Annotated in this window: 18 protein-coding genes; all 18 read left to right on the top strand. The window is 59.3% G+C overall.

Annotated elements, in window-relative coordinates:
• The first annotated feature begins 1 nt into the window (after position 1).
• The gene (locus CRP02_RS00090; protein ID WP_097169777.1) at positions 2-820 is read left to right on the top strand and encodes a hypothetical protein; all 819 of its coding nucleotides are present in this window, start codon (positions 2-4) and stop codon (positions 818-820) included.
• Positions 817-1572 (top strand): hypothetical protein, encoded by a 756-nt coding sequence (locus CRP02_RS00085; RefSeq protein WP_097169776.1) that lies wholly within the window; start codon positions 817-819, stop codon positions 1570-1572. Before CRP02_RS00090 ends, CRP02_RS00085 begins: the two co-directional genes overlap by 4 nt.
• Positions 1559-1906 carry a hypothetical protein gene (locus CRP02_RS00080; protein ID WP_097169775.1) on the top strand — a complete coding sequence of 116 codons (348 nt, stop codon included), beginning with the start codon at positions 1559-1561 and terminating at the stop codon, positions 1904-1906. The genes CRP02_RS00085 and CRP02_RS00080 overlap by 14 nt, the downstream gene beginning before the upstream one ends.
• Entirely contained in the window at positions 1903-2403 is a 501-nt protein-coding gene (locus CRP02_RS00075) for an HK97 gp10 family phage protein (RefSeq protein ID WP_097169774.1), read from the top strand. The genes CRP02_RS00080 and CRP02_RS00075 overlap by 4 nt, the downstream gene beginning before the upstream one ends.
• Positions 2400-2816 carry a phage tail terminator protein gene (locus CRP02_RS00070; RefSeq protein WP_097169773.1) on the top strand — a complete coding sequence of 139 codons (417 nt, stop codon included), beginning with the start codon at positions 2400-2402 and terminating at the stop codon, positions 2814-2816. Before CRP02_RS00075 ends, CRP02_RS00070 begins: the two co-directional genes overlap by 4 nt.
• A gap of 132 nt (positions 2817-2948) precedes the next feature.
• Positions 2949-3776, top strand: a complete 828-nt coding sequence (locus CRP02_RS00065; protein WP_097169772.1) for a hypothetical protein — start codon at positions 2949-2951, stop codon at positions 3774-3776.
• 84 nt (positions 3777-3860) lie between these two features.
• Positions 3861-4217: a hypothetical protein gene (locus CRP02_RS00060; protein ID WP_097169771.1), complete on the top strand. Its 357-nt coding sequence runs from the start codon at positions 3861-3863 to the stop codon at positions 4215-4217.
• Between the two features lie 50 nt (positions 4218-4267).
• The gene (locus CRP02_RS00055; RefSeq protein ID WP_143539281.1) at positions 4268-4567 is read left to right on the top strand and encodes a hypothetical protein; all 300 of its coding nucleotides are present in this window, start codon (positions 4268-4270) and stop codon (positions 4565-4567) included.
• A gap of 33 nt (positions 4568-4600) precedes the next feature.
• A complete protein-coding gene (locus tag CRP02_RS00050; RefSeq protein ID WP_097169769.1) occupies positions 4601-9256 on the top strand; it encodes a tape measure protein in 4656 nt (1551 codons plus the stop codon).
• The gene (locus tag CRP02_RS00045) at positions 9256-9609 is read left to right on the top strand and encodes a phage tail protein (protein WP_097169768.1); all 354 of its coding nucleotides are present in this window, start codon (positions 9256-9258) and stop codon (positions 9607-9609) included. The genes CRP02_RS00050 and CRP02_RS00045 overlap by 1 nt, the downstream gene beginning before the upstream one ends.
• A gap of 72 nt (positions 9610-9681) precedes the next feature.
• Positions 9682-10389 carry a phage minor tail protein L gene (locus tag CRP02_RS00040; protein ID WP_097169767.1) on the top strand — a complete coding sequence of 236 codons (708 nt, stop codon included), beginning with the start codon at positions 9682-9684 and terminating at the stop codon, positions 10387-10389.
• Position 10390: 1 nt separating this feature from the next.
• Positions 10391-11176 carry a Mov34/MPN/PAD-1 family protein gene (locus CRP02_RS00035; RefSeq protein WP_210200287.1) on the top strand — a complete coding sequence of 262 codons (786 nt, stop codon included), beginning with the start codon at positions 10391-10393 and terminating at the stop codon, positions 11174-11176.
• Positions 11169-11813: a tail assembly protein gene (locus tag CRP02_RS00030; protein WP_097169766.1), complete on the top strand. Its 645-nt coding sequence runs from the start codon at positions 11169-11171 to the stop codon at positions 11811-11813. Before CRP02_RS00035 ends, CRP02_RS00030 begins: the two co-directional genes overlap by 8 nt.
• Positions 11810-16477: a phage tail protein gene (locus tag CRP02_RS00025; RefSeq protein ID WP_097169765.1), complete on the top strand. Its 4668-nt coding sequence runs from the start codon at positions 11810-11812 to the stop codon at positions 16475-16477. Before CRP02_RS00030 ends, CRP02_RS00025 begins: the two co-directional genes overlap by 4 nt.
• A 103-nt stretch (positions 16478-16580) precedes the next feature.
• Complete coding sequence (locus CRP02_RS00020; protein WP_143539280.1) at positions 16581-16922, top strand: hypothetical protein; 342 nt, start codon at positions 16581-16583, stop codon at positions 16920-16922.
• Entirely contained in the window at positions 16915-17289 is a 375-nt protein-coding gene (locus CRP02_RS00015; RefSeq protein ID WP_097169763.1) for a hypothetical protein, read from the top strand. Before CRP02_RS00020 ends, CRP02_RS00015 begins: the two co-directional genes overlap by 8 nt.
• Positions 17282-17716 (top strand): hypothetical protein, encoded by a 435-nt coding sequence (locus CRP02_RS00010; RefSeq protein ID WP_097169762.1) that lies wholly within the window; start codon positions 17282-17284, stop codon positions 17714-17716. The genes CRP02_RS00015 and CRP02_RS00010 overlap by 8 nt, the downstream gene beginning before the upstream one ends.
• On the top strand, positions 17716-18114 hold a 399-nt coding region (locus CRP02_RS00005; RefSeq protein WP_143539279.1), incomplete at its 3' end, for a hypothetical protein. The genes CRP02_RS00010 and CRP02_RS00005, both read left to right, overlap by 1 nt.

The raw sequence follows: 18114 nt of genomic DNA, 5'->3' as shown, positions 1-18114 counted from the left end.
CATGAAGTTCTATCCCGAGGATTACGTTGTCGAAGTGATCGTCAAGTTCACCGACCTCAATGGAGCAGCCATCACCCCGACGGCTATCTCTGCCGTTCTGACGGACGGCGAGGACGCCGAGGTTGTGGACTTCGGCGCGCTGCCTTTCGACGCCGCCGAGGGACAGAAGCTCATCGCCATCCCGAAGGAGTTCAATCGCCTGGTCGACGGAGAGATCCGCGCGGCCAGGATCCTTCGTGTCAAGATCGAGACGGAGCAGGGGACTATCCCGCGCTCCTTCTCTTATGCCATCGAGTCCGAGCAGCGTCTCGTCCAGATGATCAACACCTTCCAGACGCTTGAGGCTGCCGAGTTCGCCGCTCTCGATACGCCGAACACTTCCGGCTGGTCGGTCGCATCCGAACCGCAGAAGCTCGCAGCGCTGACGGAAGCCTATCGCCGGCTGACCCTGATCCCGATGAAGTTCCCGACGTTTGCACCGGGCTCGCGGTTCGACAACTGGAACACGATCGCCTCGCGTGAGCTGGTCGAGGAGACGGTTATCGAGCGCGATATGTGGCACGAGATCACCGTCGATATGTTCGCCGACTTCCCCGCGCCTTTCAAGAAGGCGCTTCGCCGTGCGCAGTTCATCGAAGCTAACGAGATCCTGCAGGGCGATGCTGTCTCCAAGAAGCACCGCGCGGGTATCGTGACCGAGACCATCGGTGAAAGTTCTGTGACCCTGCGCGCCGGTGCTGTCGACTTCGGCATCTCGTCTGAGACGATGAAGGCGCTGGTTGGCTATGTCTACTTTAACAACAGGATCCGTCGCGCTTGATCCCGTTTCGCCTCAATGATGCAGCCGAACAGGCCGCTTCCCGCTACGATCAACTGACTCAGACCTTCGCCGCCCTGCACAACACGGCACTAATGTCGGCTGACTTCGGCTTTGCCGGCCAGAGCGAGCGCCTGTTCGCCGAGGCATATGAAGCGGCCGCCCTGTATTTCGAACGCGACAAGGACGTGATGAACGACCTCGTTCACGGGATTGCGTCAGAAGCTCACCAGCATGCGCTGTCTGCGCTGCGCTCTATCGATGCAGAAAATCTCTCGGACGCAGCCCTGAGTCATTTGAGCGAGACCCAGACGTATCTGTCGAACGAAATCGCTGCACAGGTGCATCGCGACATCTCACAGATGCGACACGCGCTACAGCGGGCAGTTTTGAGCGTCTCCATGATCGAGCGCAGCCGGCGCCTCCCGACGAGGCAGGCGCAGATGGCCTACGTGATGAAGGATCATGAGGAACTTCAGCTCTCTTTTACCGATCGTCGCGGGCGCCGCACGCAGTCGCGGACCTTCATCCGGTCGATCTATCGCCAGGCCCTTCTGTCGATCCACAACGAGGTGACGCTACACACGATCGCCGATCACGGTCTGGAAGAGGCAGCCATCATGAAGCTGCAGGAAGGTCAGATCGAGCGCGTCGGCTCGATGGTGGTCGAGCAATATGCCGAGCTACGCGACAGCTACTTTCACCCTAATTCCAACGCCTGGCTCGAAGTGGAGGTCAAGAATGTTCGCACCTAACGTTGTTGGTCAGATCAGCCGCGTCATCGGTCGCGATGTTCATGCCCGGCCTACCTTCTCAGAACCGATGGACTGCCCGTTCGGTATCGTCAATCTCAACGTCGGCGCCGAGAAGACCGTCGTGCGTGCGGACTCTTCTGCCTCCCGCGGATCCGCCGATGAGACGGCCGCCCTCAACGCCAAGATCCTTATCGTTCCTTATGTGCCCGTCGACATCGGCGATCGCTTCGAATTTCAGGGCTTGGTCTTCAAGATCAAGTCCAAGCACGTCCGGTTGTCGGTGCTGGGCACGATCGACCACATCGAGTGTGATCTGGAGATGTATCCGGCATGAGGGGTCGCGTGAAGGTGACGGGACTGTCTGCTGTGCGAACGGAGCTGCGCGTTCTTGCTGATCGCGTGCCTGACGCTGCGCGCAAGCAGATCCACCGGTCAGCGGCACGTATCGTCGCGCTTGCCAAGGAGTATGCGCCCGAGGACACTTCGAACCTGGTAAACGGCATCCAGATCATCAAGGACTACGCCGGTCAGAACGGACGCCTTCAGATCGACGTGGGAATCGTCATGCCTCCCGACAGCTTTTCAGCATCTGGCACGCCGCTCACTGCGGCACAATTCGATAACTATGTGGCGCTCGTCCACGAGAACTATTGGGATGCCGTCGCCTATGTGAACGGTCCTGGCAAGAAGACGCTCGCGAAGATCGCGCGGCATGGACAGAAGGTCGGCACGGGCTTCCTGCGCACTGCAGCCCAGGAAGAGGAGCCGCGGATGGGCAAGAGCCTGGTTGAGCAGGTGACGAAGGTGATCGACGAGGTATCGAAGGCATGATCTACGACATTCTGGAAAAGAAGCTGATCGACGCGGGTCTTGTCATTGCAGGGCAGAACCTGTTCCGCAACACGATGCCACATGACGTGAAGGTAGGCGTGATGATCCGCGTGCCGCTCACCGGCATCGCGATCGACCCGCACATCGAGGGATGGCACAGGACGCAGATGCAGGTCATCTGCCGTCATACCGATCCTGTAGAGGGCGCGAAGTTCGCAGCCGAGGTGTGCAAGGCACTGATTGTCGAAAGCCCCGAAATCCATGACGCAAGTGAGGAGAGGGGACCGGCGCATATCAATGTTTTCTATCCCTCGACTCTTCCGATCCAGTATCCGCGTCTTGAAGGTAATGGTCTGGAATTCTCGCAGCACTTTGACGCGGCCTTCGGCTTCAAGCCCAATTGGCGTAGCTAGCTAGCTCTATAGCTAAAAATAAGCGCTTACTTACTTTTAGGTTGTCAAGCCATAACCGTCTGCGGTATTGTAAGTAAGTGATTACTTACTTCATCCGTGGTGGGTGGAGTCATTTGAAGGAGAATTCAAGAGATGTCGTCCACCGAGAACGTAAAGCTCGGCGTTTGCAACGTCCTCTTCGACGGAGTTGACCTTGGCTTCACCAAGGGCGGCGTCGAAGTCGAAGTCGCCACGTCCACCAAGGAAATCACTGTCGACCAGATGGGTGAAACCCCGATCGGCGAAATCATCATGGGCCGCACGGTCCAGGCTACCGTTCCGCTTGCTGAAACCACGCTCGACAACCTGGTTGCCGTTATGCCCGGTTCCGAGCTGATCTCCGACGGCGCCAAGGCTTCCGGCACTGTTACCTTCTCCACGGCCGCTCCGGTCGACGGCGACAAGGTAACGATCGCTGGTGTGGACTATACGTTCAAGACGGCTCCGGTTGCCCTGAACGACATGGCTATCCCGGCGACGATCGCCGCTGCTGCTGCATCCCTCGCTGCCAAGATCAACGCCAACGCTGCTGACTTCCAGGCTTCGGCCGTCGGCCCCGTTGTGACGATCCGCGCGAAGAACCGTGGCACCGACGGCAACGTCGCAGTGACGAAGACTGCCGCAACCGCTGCCAACATCACGACCACGAACCTGACGGGCGGCGTCAACGCGACGAAGGCCCAGGTCAAGGTTTCCACCGGCGTCAATATCAACCTGCTCAAGCTCGCAAAGACCCTGGTCTTGCGTCCGAAGGGCACGAATGGCGAAGACGACTTCACCATCCATCGCGCGATGTGCCCCGGCGCTCTGAACTTCGCCTACCAGTTCGACAACGAACGGGTCTTCTCGGCTGTCTTCAAGGGCTACGCCGGCTCCGACGGTTCGCTGCTCTCGGTCGGTGATGTGACGGCCACGGCGTAATGCCGGTCCTGATCCAGCTTTAACCAACCCGACCGGCGCCTCTCCAGGGACGCCGGTCTTTTTCCTCAAAGAAACAGGTTCGTCATGACCAAGATCATCAATATCGCTTCTCTCCGCAAGCCTGCCCCGGTCACTGTTGTCACCGAAGACGGCTCGAAGCACGAGATGGTGCCAGCATCCGTTGCCCACTTTCTCGAAAACCTTCGCAAGGTCGAAGCCTTGGGTCTCGATGCTTCTCCCCTCACGGAAGCTGAGCTGATCCTCGATACCATTGACCGCTCGTTCCCGACCCTTGATCGCAAGGAGATCGAGAGCTGGCCGATGGATATCGTGAAGAACCTCTACATCACCGTCATCACGGCCAATGGCGAGATGGTTTCCGACAATCCGGAGACCCTTGAGGAGGCCAAGAAGACGGGAAAGTCCGCACCGGAGGCGTAAAGGAAGTCGATTTCGGCCTGCTCTTTTGCAAGGTGCTGGCCGAATACGGCATGTCCTTTGACGAGGTGATGGACCTTTCGATCAAGCGGTTCTGGTTCCTTGCCAATCAGATCGAAAGGCTCCGCGCCGAGAAAGACCTCCGGCAGATCCAGCTTCTCGCATCCGTAGGCTCCACTGAAGCTTACAAGACGGCGCGAGACTACCTCAAGGACCAGATGGGCGAAATCTACGTCCTCGAAGCCGATGCCCCTCCGACGGAGATCAGGATCGACCCCGAGACCGGATTGGACCCCGAATTTGACAGGGAAGGTCTGCGGGCACTCAAGATGAAGATCTCGGCTGGTCGCTGACCTAAGTAAGCGCTTACTTAGGAAAATTCTTAAATGACTCAGATCCGCGTTGAACTCCAGCTTGTCGACGGCTCGTTTACGTCCGGTATCCTCCGGGCGGGTCAGACGCTTGCCGAGTTCAATCAGGAACTGCTCCGCACCAACCCGCGCTTGGCCGGTATGCAGAATGCTGCCGGCTCGGTCATCCGCACGATGTCGCGGATGGATACCTCTACGAAGGGCGTTCTGGCGACCCTTCGTGATCTCTCTGTTGTCACCGGTCTCGTCTCGCTCGGTCTTTCGAAGGCTTCTTCTGCGGCGAATGGCTGGCTGGGCGACATCGTGCGTGTCAACGCCGAGATGGAAAAGCTCAATTACCAGATGCGGGCTATGTCCACTGCGGCAGACCCGATCAAGGACGCGGCCAACAACGTCAAGTATCTGCGAGAGCAGGCAACCCAGATGCCGTTTTCGCTGCGCACCCTGACCTCTGGCTTCACCAAGCTCAAGGCGGTCGGTCTCGATCCGGCGAATGGCACCATGAAGGCGCTCGCCGATGGTATCTCGGCCTTCGGTGGCTCTGACCAGGAATTCAACCGCACCGTTCTCGGTATCACGCAGGCCGCTGGTAAGGGCGTTCTGCAGATGGAAGAGCTCCGTCAGCAGATCGGCGAGTCCATGCCGATTGCGATGAACCTGCTTGCCCGCTCGATGGGTATGACTGTCGGGCAGCTCGCCAAGGAAATCTCGACCGGCACGGTTGCCTCGATCCCGGCGCTCCAGAAGCTGACCGCGGAACTCGATCGCGCATACGGTGGCACCGCCCAGCGTATGATGCAGACCTTCTCGGGTCAGATGACCCAGCTCTACACCAATCTGCAGAACCTCGCGACCTCGGAAGGCGGCAAGGGCTTCTTCGATCAGGTGAAGATCCAGCTTCGCGAGATCAACGGCTTTCTGTCGTCTGATATGGCTCAGAAGATGGCCGTGTCGTTCGGTCAGTCCCTGGCGTCGATCATGCAGTCGCTGCGCGAGGGCATCGCGACCATCTGGCAGTTCCGCGACGAGATCGTCTCGACTGGAAAGGTAATCGCCGGCGGCTTTGGGCTGCTCGTTGCCATGCGCGCACTGTCTGCATTTCGCGGCGCGCTTGCTGCTACCCGCCTGGAGCTGATGACGCTCTCGCCGGCCTGGGCTGCCGCACAGGGTCGCATGAGCGCGGCTGCCACCTCGTTCACCAATGTTGGCGCAACCGCCTACACCGCTGGCCGCGCTGTTCGCGGCATGGGCTCGGTCATCTCCGTCGCCGCATCCGGCCTGGCTGTTCTTGGTCCCTGGATCACGGCTGCAGGTGTCGCTGCCTACGCGGCATCCGAATATTTTGGCATTCTCTCTGACAAGATCGATGAAGCCTATCAGGAACTGCTCAAGTATGGCGCAGAGTCCAAGAAGCAGGCCGAGGACACCGTCAGCGCCAAGGAAACGCAGCTCACGGAGCGCCTCGAAGCGATGCGCAAGGCTGCTACCATGTCGTCGCCGGGTGTCTGGGAAGAGGACATCAAGAAGACTGAGGAACAGCTTGCTGCCCTGCGCAAGGCTGCCCCGCAGCTTATTGCTGACGCCGGCAAGCGTGAGATCGCCCGTGACATGGAGCGCTACCGCGCCGAGGTCTCCGATGGCCTCGAAGCGATCCAGCGCGACTACAACAAGACCGCGATCGCTCGTGACAAGGCATATGCCGAAGAGCTGAACAAGGAAGGCGACAGGGAAGAAGGCAAGGCAAAGATCCGTCAGCGCTACGTCGATGACCAGATCGCCCAGCAGAAGCGGGCAATCGATGAAACGCTCGCGATGTATGACACCCAGATCGAAGCCATGCAGAAGGCTTACGATAAGGCCGACGAAGCCGACAAGGGCAGGTTCCTTGCGCGCCTCGACTACCTGCGCACTTCTCGCGTAGCTGAAGCAACCAAGCTCAACTCCCTGTCGCGTGAAAGCTTCGACATGGAATACGCCCGCGCACCCGCTGACGAGAAAAAGCAGATCACTGCCGGCCGGAACGCCCTCGACGGCCTGCGCGCGGACATTGCCAAGCTCCAGGCGAACATCACCGGCGCGTCCGGTGCGGTTGCCGAGATGAACGAACGCATCGCGGCCGGCGACTTCGGAACCATCAAGGAAGGTGGCGTCGAAGTTGAGAAGCTGCACCAGGAGCTGCTCGCTGCTGCCGAGGCAAAGGAAACCCTCGACAAGGTTATGAAGGGCAACCAGAAGGCCGATCAGGACCTTGCAAAGATCAAGGCTGACATCGCCGAGAAGCGTCTCGAACTCCTGGAGCGCCAGCAGGGCCGCGAGCTTAATGACGCGCAGCGCATGGAGCTCAAGCTCGACAACGGTGGCTATTTCGGCCTCGGCCCCTACGAGAACATCAAGAAGGCCATTGGCGAGATCGTGGGCTCCCTGAATGCCCAGGGTCAGGCCGCCGAGAACGTCGGCACCTTCATGCGTCAGAACGCCTTCGGCGAACAGACGGTAAAGCAGATCGACACCGTCACGCAGCGTATCCATGAGATGCGCAACGCGATCCTGGGCGTCGGAACCAGTCTGTCCGGTCTCGACTTCGGCTCAATGGGCGCGAATATGTCCGGGCTGCCGTTCCTCGGCGCCAACGCTCCGCGCATCACGTCTTTCTCGGGCTCCATGCTGGAGCTGATCGCAAAGGGCGAGTCCGGCGGCAACTACAATGCCACGCTCGACAACGGCAAGTGGACGAACGGCGCGCAGAACCTGGTCGGCATGACGCTCAACCAGATCCGCGACCTGCAGCGCCAGATGCTGTCTTACGAAGAAAACCGCATGAAGCACCGCGACGTGAACGGCCGCCCGGCTGGCTCGTCGGCGCTCGGAAAGTATCAGATCGTCGGTCAGACGCTCCAGGGTCTCATGAAGGAAATGGGCCTGTCGGGCAACGAGCTGTTCGATGAGAAGATGCAGGATCGCATGGCAATGCAGTTGCTCAACCGTCGCCTGGCTTCCGGCGAGGGTGTCGCTGGCCTGCGCAAGGAGTGGACCTCGCTTCGCAACGTCTCTGATGGCACGATCCAGGGCGCTCTCAATGGCATGAACAACGGCCCGACGCGCGAACGCGCTGCGGGGCTCGGCACGGCTGATGTCGGTGCGATGAACTCGGCTCTTCAGCCTCTGCCGGCCTTCCAGCCGACCGTTCTCGATCAGCAGGTCCAGAAGACCGGCGAACTTAAGGATGCGCTCCGCGAAGCTGACGCTGCCTACAAGGATATCGCCAAGCAGACATCCGACCAGGATCTCGCGGACTGGATCAAGAAGACCTCGGAAGAGACGAAGGATCTTGGTAACGAGGCCGAGGATACCGGCAAGCGCTACGAGCAGCTCCGCAAGGCGATCCGCAGCGGCGAGTTTGGCAAGAGCGAAGAGGATCGCAACCCGGAAGCCGACCGCTACAAGGCAGCGCTCGCTGCTGCAAAGGCGTATGACGAGGCGAAGAAGCAGGCATCCGAAAACGACAAGCTCGACAAGAGGAACTCGCAGGAAGCGATCAAGTTCGAGGAAAAGCGCGTCGAGCTTAACCGGCGCATCGCTGAGATGCAGAACAAGGTCAAGGATCCGAAGTGGGTTCCCGATAGCTCGGAACTGCAGAAGCTCCAGACCGATCTCGATGGCTATGTTGCCGACGTGCTCAAGAGGGCAGGTGGCGACACGAACAACGCCGCCTATAAGCAGGCTCTTGAAACGCGCCGTAACATGCTTGCCGGCCAGCGCCAGCTTGAAAGCCTGGACGCTCAGGTCGCCTTTAACAAGGAAACCAACGACCTCAAGAATTCGCTTCTGACCCAGAGCCAGCTCCGTCAGAAGAACATGCAGGAAGAGCTCGCCCGCGTAGACACCTGGCTTGAGCAGCAGCGCAAGAATGGCGCCAACGAGGTCGAGATCACCCGCATGGCCGAAGAGCAGAAGGCGCTCATTCGGCAGAAGTATCAGCAGGACAGCTCGCCTATGGCAAAGCAGTTCGCTGAATGGGGCGACCTGCAGAACAATCTATCCCAGGCTTCGGCTCGCTGGATGGATTCGCTCGCGGGCGGCATCTCCGACTTGATCATGGGCACCGGCGACCTTCGTTCCGTCATTCAGGGCATTCTGAAGGACGTCATCAACATGGGCGTCAAGTTCATGATGTCCAAGATGTTCAACAAGTCCGGCGCTGCTTCTGGTGGCAAGGGAGCGGGCAAGGGCGGTGGTGGCAAGAAGGCTGCGTCTGTCGCCACGGGCGGCAAGGGCAAGATCGGCACGGCTCACACGGGCGGCATCATCGGCTCGTCATCGCTCGTTCCAAAGATGGCTCATTCCTCGATCTTCAAGGGCGCTGCCAAGTTCCACACGGGCGGCATTGTCGATGGTCTGCTGCCGTCGGAAGTGCCGATCATCGCCAAGAAGGGCGAGGGTGTCTTCACGCCGGAACAGATGGAAGCGCTCGGCGGTGTTGGTGGATCTGCCCAGCAGTTCAACGTGTCGTCCAACATCACGGTCAATGGCTCTGCAGGCACGCCGGAGCAGAACAGCGATCTGGCGAAGAAGATGGCTCGCGAATACGAGGTCTCGGTTCGCTCGGTCGTCGCCGATGAACTGCGCAAGCAGACGAAGGTGGGTAATTACATGAACCAGAGGGGACGTTAATGCCGCTTCCGACTTTCACTCCGCCCGTCGGTCCCTCGCCGGGCACCAGCCACAAGCCGACTGTCTCCCTCTGGGAGGCGGATTTTGGCGACGGCTATTCGCAGCCGACGCCCAAGGGTGTTAATCACATCAAGAAGAACGCCACGCTGTCCTGGAAGGTTCTGACCACCGAGCAGGCCGACGAGATCGAGGACTTCTTCGAGCGGATGGGTGGCAACAAGCCGTTTTATTTCGAGCCTTTCGGCACGCGCGGTGCGGTCAAGTGGACCTGCAAGGAGTGGTCTCGCACCACTGAGGGAGGCATCTGGCAGATCGATGCGACCTTCGTGCAGTCCTTCACCAACGCGAAGTAAGTTATTACTTACTTTTCTCCTTGCAGATAAGTAAGCGCTTACTTACAATAGGGCCTCAACCACGAGGTCCTAATGTCGCTTCAGTCCGAGAGCCAGTCTCTTTCGCCTTCCGGCATCATCAGCCTGTTCACCATCGACGCAAGCTCGATGAACGGGCCGATGATGTATTTCGTCCAGGGCTCCGAGTCTGACGGCCCTGTCGTGTTCAACGGCGTCGAATACCAGCCGATCGATGTCGAGTTCACCGGTCTCGAAACCTCTGGCGCTGGCGCTTTGCCAACGCCCAAGATCCGCATCTCCAATATTGACGGCATGGCGCAGGCGCTCGTCTCGACCTACGGCGAGCTGCTGGGTTGCACGCTCTATCGCGTCCGGACCTACCAGCGCTTTCTCGACAGTCAGCCGGACGCCGACCCTGAAGCCTACTACGGGCCCGATATATTCCGCTTTGAACGTAAGGCGTCGGAAAACGGCGTCTTCATTGAGTGGGAGCTGTCGGCGTCGATCGATCAGGAAGGCAAGCAGCTTCCTGGCCGCACCGTGATCCGTAACACCTGCCTTTGGCGCTACCGCTTCTACAACGGCTCGGTCGGCAACTTCGACTACTCGAAGGCCCAGTGCCCCTACACGGGCAACAAGTATTTCGACATCAACGACCAGGAAGTGAGCGACCCGGCGAAAGACACGCCCTCGCGCCGTCTCGGCTGCTGCCGCGCACGCTTCGGCAGGAGCAATCCGCTGCCCTTCGGCGGCTTCCCTGGCGTCCAGAAGGTCTCCTGACATGATGAAGTTCGCAGACGCGTTCGCAGACGCCAAGGATCATGCACGCGAGATGTTTCCGGAGGAAAGCTGCGGCCTGATCGTCTCCGGCCGGTATATTCGCTGTGAGAACATTGCCGAGCTCGCCGTCAATCACATCGAGGAAGACGAGAACTGCGCCTGCCGGCTTTGCTCGTTCGAGATCTCGCCGCAGGTTTACCTGCAGCATGCCGACAACATCGATGTCGTGGTGCATTCGCACCCGAATGGCCCGTTCTTCCCCTCGAAGGCGGACATGGAAGGCCAGGCTCTCACGGGTAAGCCGTGGGCCATCATCGCGCTCGACGAAGAGCGTGTCGCTGACAAGCCCGTTGTATGGGGCGGCAAGGACATTCCTCCTCTGCTGGGCCGCGAGTTCATGCACGGCGTTACCGACTGCTATGCGGTGATCAGGGACGCCTACGCTCTCGGCAAGGACAAGCTTGCCGAAGAGGGCATCGAATGGCCATTCGATCCCATTCACCTTCCTGACTTCCCGCGCCAGGACGCCTGGTGGGAAAAGGGCGGTGACCTCTATGCCGACAATTTCGCCAAGGCTGGTTTCATCGAAGTGAAGGACGCACCCCAGCCGGGCGACGTGTTCCTTATGGGTATTCGATCCTCGACCGAAAACCACGGCGGGATCCTCGTCGGTAACGGCCTCATCGTTCATCACCTGCCTTCGCGTATGTCGCGCCGCGAGCCCGCTGGGCTGTGGGGTCGTCAGGCTACACGTTGGCTCCGTTTCAAGGGTCTGCCCGATGCGTAATATCTACCTCCACGGCTCTCTCGGCGACAAGTATGGCAAGGAGTTTCGGCTCAGCGTTACCACGGCGGGTGAAGCAGTCCGCGCGCTTTCTGCCAATTTTCCCCAGTTCATGAAGGATTTGAGGGAAGGGGCATGGCACGTCGTTCGTGGCAAGGACGTTGACGGTGGTCTCGCGCTCGATGAAGGCCAGGTCGCAAGCTTCCGGCTCGGCAAGGGCGACCTGCACATCGTTCCGTTTGTCGCTGGTTCCAAGCGCGGTGGTCTCCTCAAGGTCATTCTCGGCGTCGTTCTCATCGGTGCAGCCTTTGCGTTCACGGGTGGCGCTCTCGCAGCCCCGATCGCAGGCGGCGCGCTGGGCGGTATTACCGGAACGCAGGTTGCGCTGTTCGGCGCTGCGGTAGCCCTCGCTGGCGTCTCCTCGCTCCTCGCGCCCGAAGAGAAGGCGGAAGAGGAAGACGGTTCGAACTCCTTCACGATGTCCGGCCCTGGCAATACCTACGATCAGGGTAATCCCGTGCCGCTCGTCTACGGAGAGGTCATCACAGGCGGCCAGCTCATCTCGGGCGGCATCGATATCGAACGTATCGCAGTCACCGGAAACGGTGGCGGGTCTGTCGGCTCGGGAGGCAAGAAGTGATCAAGATCCTTTCTCACGGCGACACCGCACTCGCCACGAATGAACTTGTTTCCAATCAGCCGATCCGCGTGCGCGGCATGGGCGGCGGTGGCAAGGGCGGTGGTAAGGCGTCAAACGACCGCAACACGCTGCGCTCTCGCGCCCGGTTCAATTTGATCGAGGCCATCTCGGAAGGTCCGATCTGGGGCTTGGTTGATGGCGAGCGATCGATTTACTTTGATCAGACGCCCCTTCTCAATGCTGACGGATCCTACAATTTCAAGGAAGTTTCCTGGTCCCAGCACAAGGGTCTGGCTGACGAAGGCTTCTTCAACGGCCGGAACGCGGTCGAAACGCCGGCGAACGTCGAGGTGCAGGTTAAGGCATCGACCGGGCCTGTCGTTCGCACCATTGTTGACGAGAACGCCGATGCTGTTCGGGTTATTACCCGTATTCCGTCCTTGGTGCGCCAGGACGACAACGGTAGCCTGAAGGCCACTTCGCTCTCTTATGCGATCGATGTCCGCGCCTATAATGGCCTCTGGCAGGAAGCGATCGTCCATGAGCTGACGAATGAGAAGTCCCTGTCGCCGTCGCAGGTAGCGCATCGCGTATCTCTGCCGGCGGGCGGTTCGCCTTGGGATTTGCGCGTTCGCCGTATCACGCCGGACTCAAACGACGACAAGCTCCAGAACGACCTGTATTGGGAAGGCTACATCGTTCTCGTTGAGGGTAAGTTCATCTACCCGCACACGGCCGCGATCGCGATGGAAGGCAATGCGGAGGAGATGGGCTCCAACATCCCTCCGCGCTCCTATCACGTCCGCGGTTTGCTGGTGAAAGTTCCGGCGAACTATGACCCTATCTCCCGAACCTATAGCGGAATCTGGGATGGCTCGTGGAAGATCGCGTGGACGAACAATCCGGCATGGGTATTCTACGACCTTCTGATTAACGACCGCTACGGTCTCGGCGAGTTCATCAAGCCTGAAATCGTCGATAAGTGGTCGCTCTACACCATCGCGCAGTATTGCGACCAGCCTGTTAAGTCTGGCTACAAGAACGGCGACACTGGCGCCGATATCTGGGAGCCGCGCTTCACCTTCAACGGTGTGATCAACACCAAGGACGAAGCTTTCTTCGTCCTGCAGTCGATCACGAAGGCATGGCGCGGCATGGGTTATTGGGCAATGGGCCAGGTCTTTGCAACCGCGGACATGCCTTCCGACCCTGTTCGACTGGTTTCGCCTGCGAACGTCATCGGTGGCGACTTCGAATACGCCGGCACTGCTGACAAGGCTCGGCATTCTGTGGTCATGGTCAAGTGGAACAACCCGGATGATTTCTATCGGGCTGACACCGAAGTCGTGATCGATACCGATCTTCTGCACAAGAAGGGTTGGCGCGACAAGACCTTGCAGCTTACCGGCTGCACCTCGCGAGGATTGGCGCACCGCTACGGCAAGTGGGTGATCGACACCGAACAGCACGAGACGGACACGCTGACCTACTCGGCGTCATGGGATCACGCGGAGCTGCGTCCCGGCGAGATTATCGCCGTTTCCGACCCGCGCAAGGCGCAGATCCGCGCGGCGGGTCGCGTTGTATCGCACAACGGTCTGGTGATCGAACTGGACGGCGATTTTGACTGGAATGAAGGCGAGACCTATCAGCTCATGCTGACGCTTCCTGATGGAAAGCTCGAAACCCGGCCGATCCTGGCATTCCTGGACGATCGCACCGTTCGTGTTTCTACCGCCTTCACCCAGAAGGCCGATGCGGACGCGATGTGGACGATCAAGGGCAGCGATATTACGCCTCGGCTCTATCGCGTTCTCTCGGTCGATGAGACCGAACCGAATATCTTCAAGGTCACGGCGCTTTTCCACGATCCGCAGAAGTTCGCGCGTGTCGAGGAAGGCATCAGCTTTGAGCCGCTTCCCTATGAGCGACCGCCTGCTGCTGCCGTTCCCCCTTCCAACCTGATTGTGCGCGAGACCGGCTATATCTCGGGCGGCCAGAACTACCATTCGCTGACCGTATCGTGGACCGCGCCGCTCAACTTCCTGACGCGCGGCTTCATCATGTCCGTCGATACCCCGGACGGCGAAAGCTTCACTGTCGGCACGACGGCCGAGAGCTTTATGGAGTTGCTCACGACCTCGGGCGGCACCTACAAGTTCTACGTCCAGTCGATCGGTTACACCGGTCTTATTTCGGAGCCGGCTACGATCGAGTTCGAGGCCGCTGGTCCGGAGGGCTTTCCGAAGCCAACCGTCTCAGATCTGGAACTGGTCGATAATCCGGGTAGCCATACTTTTGTAGGCACTGATGTTCGTGTGCGCTGGAAGAACAACTTCGCCCTGCAGGCAGCCGGCCCGCTGGAGAATGTTTCGTCTCCGCACTACAGCCACAACCACGTCTACGTCTATCACAATGGCACCGGCGAGCTGTTGCGCTCTGAACGCATTACCGGTCAGTCGTATCTCTACGACTTCCAGTCGAACAAGACCGACTGCGAGCGTCTCGGCCATTCGAGCCCGACCCGCTCCGTTCGTATTGACGTAACCGTTTCCGATGTCTTCGGCCGCACGTCCGACCCCGCCTCGGCAATCTTCACCAATCCGGTTCCGGCTGCGATCGCACCGTCCTATCAGGTTGCCGGCTCCTCGATCTACCTGGGCTACACGCAGCCCGACGATCCGGATTTCGCGGGTATCATCATTCTGCGTTCCAAGACGCCCGGCATCCAGATTACGGACCAGCCGCTCTATGACGGCATGGCAAACCCGCTCACCATCCCCGGCGAGCCGGACACTGGATACTATCTCCGCATCGCCGGATACGACAGCTTTGGCAAGACCGATCTTAACTGGTCGACCGAGTTCACCATCACGACGCTGAATGACGGCGCGGATGTTGATCCGCCCGAGACGCCGACGGGACTGTCCGTGACCTCGGCTCTGGTCGATGGCCGCGCCCGCGTAACCGTGTCCTGGAATGAGAACACGGAAGAGGATCTTGCTGGCTACGACTTGCAGGTCAAGCAGGGCAACGGCAACTGGGTATCGATCCCTGTCGTAGCCGGTCCTTACGAGTTCAATGGTATCTCCGGCGTCCAGTATCAGATTCGCATTCGCGCCCGTGACAAGGCGTCGAACGGTTCCGCTTACACGGATCCGGTAGTCCATGTGGCGATCAAGGATACTACACCTCCTGGAAAGGTCACGGACGTAGAGCTGACGGCCGGTCTGACCTCGTTCTGGCTTGCGTGGAAGAATCCTCTCGACGCCGACCTCGCCTATATCGAAGTCCTTGAGAACGAGACCAACGATGCCGCGACGGCTGCCGTCATTGCTCGGGTCGCCGGTTCGAGCTTCGCACGCACTGGCCTGCCGAACGAAGTATCGCGTTTCTATTGGCTGCGCGCTGTTGACGCGAGCGAGAACGTGGGCGAGCTGTCCGATGTCGCGACAGCCACGACTGCTGTATTGCCCGACGCAAAGCGTGTGCAAATCGTCGGACTCAAGCTGACGCCTAATAATCCTGCCACCAATAAGGTTTCGTGGACCCAGTTCGAAATCACCTTTGGCGTGCCTGGCCGGACGCCTGTAACCAAGGTCGTCCAGGCTGGTAACGCGACCTGGACCGCAGGCACGCTCTACCTCTACTACGTTGAGGGCGAAACGACGCTGCGCACGTCGACCAGCGTGAGCCCGATCTTCGTCCAGAGCGGTCATCCGATCGCATTCTACCGCGGTGGCGCGGACGTGCAGCTCACTGACGGCAAGGCGACCCTCAACGGCTCCGATATCCTCGCTGGGACCGTCGGCGCCCAGCAGCTTGTCGCAAATGATGTCATCATCACCAACACGCTCCAGCTCAAGGACGCGATCATTACCTCAGCCAAGATCGTCTCTGTGAAGGCTGACCAGATCGAGGCGAACGGCATCCTGGCTGGCACGATCCAGGTGGGCGGCGATACGTTGAACGCGATCCGTGAGCGCGCAAATGATCCTGCAAGCCGTATCAATCAGGGCGTAACGGTTATCGAACCCGGCCTTATCCTGATCGATGGCGACACTACTCTGTCTGACTGGCGTTCGGGCGGTGACAGGGCGAAGATCAACGGTGGCGCAGTAGCCGCTAACTCACTGGCTGCAAACACCGCGGTCATCGGCATGCGCGGCATTAATATCGACGGCATCACTTTCGAGCACAACAGTCCGTCGACCAACCGTGTTTCCTGGACTGCTGGCACTATTGCCTGGGAGAATGACGCCGGCGATGACGTAACCGTCAGCATCGCCGCAGGAAATGCTCTTTGGACTGCTGGGACGCTATGGCTCTACTGGGTTCAGGGTGAAACGCAGATCCGCGCGACCGCGACCTTCGCTACGGCGAACGCATCGAACAACGTGGTGCTCGGCTCCTATAAGGGCGGCATCTTCCTGTTTGCCTCGTATGGCCGCACTGTGATTGATGGCGGTCAGCTTAAGACGCAGTCGATTACGACGGCGCAGCTTGCAGCAGGCTCGGTGACTGCCCAGACGATGAGCGTGCAGACGCTCTCCTCGATTACGTCGAATATTGGCGTCATGGTCTCGGGCATGCTGCGGTCGGATGACAGCCTGATGCAGGTTGATCTGAACAATCGCCGCATCCTGATCGCGGATAACACTTGACACAATAGTAAGTAAGCACTTACTTAGTGATATGGCAAATCGAGTTGTTCTTGGCGCCTTTGATGGCACGCATGTTCTCCGGGTCTCAAAGCCCGGATACAACGTGCTTGATCCGAACCTGCCCGCGAGCGCGCTGTCATTCGATAGCCGGTGGGCGGAAATCGCCGGCGTCTTTATGGAAGGCACGGTTTTGCTCAACAACAGCGTTCGGTCGGCGACTGTCTACCATAACCTGGGGTATCGGCCTTTGGTTTTCGCTCTGCGCCGACCAGGCGCAGATGTCCAGGAGGGCGCGTGGTTTAGCGCCTACACGCCCGAAGCGATGACTTACGAAGACCGCGTCGTCTTCAACAATACACCTCTCATCGGTCTTGAGGGCGAGCAGATCTATTTTGACGACGCATATATCCGCTATTGCATCTTGAGGGCTGCGGTCGATGGCTAATCGCGTGCTTCTAGGACAGCGTGGATCCGAAATGGGCCTGTGGGTGTCGAAGCCCGGCTATGACGTGCTGACCACGGCTGAACGCAACATGCTGTTTCTGGCGACCCCGTCGAGGGCGATCAGGGCTCTCCAGATCGTTCAGACCGGCCTTATTCAATTCCCCGCAAACGTCGCATCGATCGATGTTGGCTATCCCTTTCAGGGATACATTCCGATGATCGTCGCCTACTTTGGAGACGGAAACGCCACGTTTGGCGTCACTATGACTTTCCCGAACATTGGGGTTCTTCGGTTCACGCGCCAGCGCACTGACGTAACTTCGGACGTTTATCGCTACTTTATCACCTCAATGAAGGCCAATGGCTAATCGCGTCCTCCTATACACGAACGGTCTGAAGATCAGTCGTCCTGGCGTCAACGTTTTGACGGCCGACAATGCTGACCTGCTGTTTAACTCCGACCTGTCGAGCATGGTCGTTGGTCAGCGTGGGAGCTTCTATGTGCCGAACATCGAATACAGCGCCACGATCAACCTCGCGAAGCCCGTCAGTGAGTCGGTTCTCATCTTTATGCACGCTCAGAACTATATGGCAGCCGGCGCGGGCCTTGCAGCCCACATTCATCCGGCCGTTGGCTGGAACGGGCTTTGGACGCTTGAGCGCATCAACGCCACTCAACTCCGGTTCTATCAGGGCATCACGCAGATCGATGGTCCCGTCGGGCCCCAGCCGCCCTATGCCGGACCGCTCAGTTTTCCTTATGTCGCCAATTACGCAATCGTGGACTCAGGCTAATGATCATCGAATATGACGAAAACGGACGGATTTTTCACATCGTCCAGGATCCCGTCCTGCCCAGTCAGGTAGCTGCCTTCGCCGATCGCGGCGTTCGGTTCGTGAACGTTCCGCCGGTGTCGCTTCCGGACATTCCGGCGACAGACGAAGACGGACAGCCGATTTACGATATGAACTCGGAGCCGATGGTCGACGAGGAGGGCAACCCGGTGCGCGACGAACGCGGCGAAGTGCTTTTCCGGGACGTGAACCGACAGCGCATGATTACCGGTCGCACCGAGTCCGCGGATGTCGACTTCGTCCGGGACTACGTCCGCGCTGGGACGGTGCAGGCTCGCCCGACTTTCAACGTTCAGGCGGAGATTATCCTATCGCGTGGTGAAACTCACATTGTTCAG

It is taken from the genome of Rhizobium sp. AN5 (genome assembly GCF_900215255.1).
GTDB lineage: Bacteria > Pseudomonadota > Alphaproteobacteria > Rhizobiales > Rhizobiaceae > Agrobacterium > Agrobacterium tumefaciens.
Note: the sequence above shows the minus strand (reverse complement) of the source record. Positions and strands in the feature narration are given on the sequence as shown.

What these genes read in the sequence shown, in the direction of transcription:
- CRP02_RS00070 (WP_097169773.1), top strand. Translation starts at nt 2,400, where the DNA reads ATGATCTACGACATTCTGGAAAAGAAGCTGATCGACGCGGGTCTTGTC.
- CRP02_RS00040 (WP_097169767.1), top strand. Translation starts at nt 9,682, where the DNA reads ATGTCGCTTCAGTCCGAGAGCCAGTCTCTTTCGCCTTCCGGCATCATC.
- CRP02_RS00030 (WP_097169766.1), top strand. Translation starts at nt 11,169, where the DNA reads ATGCGTAATATCTACCTCCACGGCTCTCTCGGCGACAAGTATGGCAAG.
- CRP02_RS00035 (WP_210200287.1), top strand. Translation starts at nt 10,391, where the DNA reads ATGATGAAGTTCGCAGACGCGTTCGCAGACGCCAAGGATCATGCACGC.
- CRP02_RS00050 (WP_097169769.1), top strand. Translation starts at nt 4,601, where the DNA reads ATGACTCAGATCCGCGTTGAACTCCAGCTTGTCGACGGCTCGTTTACG.
- CRP02_RS00090 (WP_097169777.1), top strand. Translation starts at nt 2, where the DNA reads ATGAAGTTCTATCCCGAGGATTACGTTGTCGAAGTGATCGTCAAGTTC.
- CRP02_RS00065 (WP_097169772.1), top strand. Translation starts at nt 2,949, where the DNA reads ATGTCGTCCACCGAGAACGTAAAGCTCGGCGTTTGCAACGTCCTCTTC.
- CRP02_RS00075 (WP_097169774.1), top strand. Translation starts at nt 1,903, where the DNA reads ATGAGGGGTCGCGTGAAGGTGACGGGACTGTCTGCTGTGCGAACGGAG.
- CRP02_RS00080 (WP_097169775.1), top strand. Translation starts at nt 1,559, where the DNA reads ATGTTCGCACCTAACGTTGTTGGTCAGATCAGCCGCGTCATCGGTCGC.
- CRP02_RS00010 (WP_097169762.1), top strand. Translation starts at nt 17,282, where the DNA reads ATGGCTAATCGCGTCCTCCTATACACGAACGGTCTGAAGATCAGTCGT.
- CRP02_RS00045 (WP_097169768.1), top strand. Translation starts at nt 9,256, where the DNA reads ATGCCGCTTCCGACTTTCACTCCGCCCGTCGGTCCCTCGCCGGGCACC.
- CRP02_RS00015 (WP_097169763.1), top strand. Translation starts at nt 16,915, where the DNA reads ATGGCTAATCGCGTGCTTCTAGGACAGCGTGGATCCGAAATGGGCCTG.
- CRP02_RS00055 (WP_143539281.1), top strand. Translation starts at nt 4,268, where the DNA reads ATGTCCTTTGACGAGGTGATGGACCTTTCGATCAAGCGGTTCTGGTTC.
- CRP02_RS00060 (WP_097169771.1), top strand. Translation starts at nt 3,861, where the DNA reads ATGACCAAGATCATCAATATCGCTTCTCTCCGCAAGCCTGCCCCGGTC.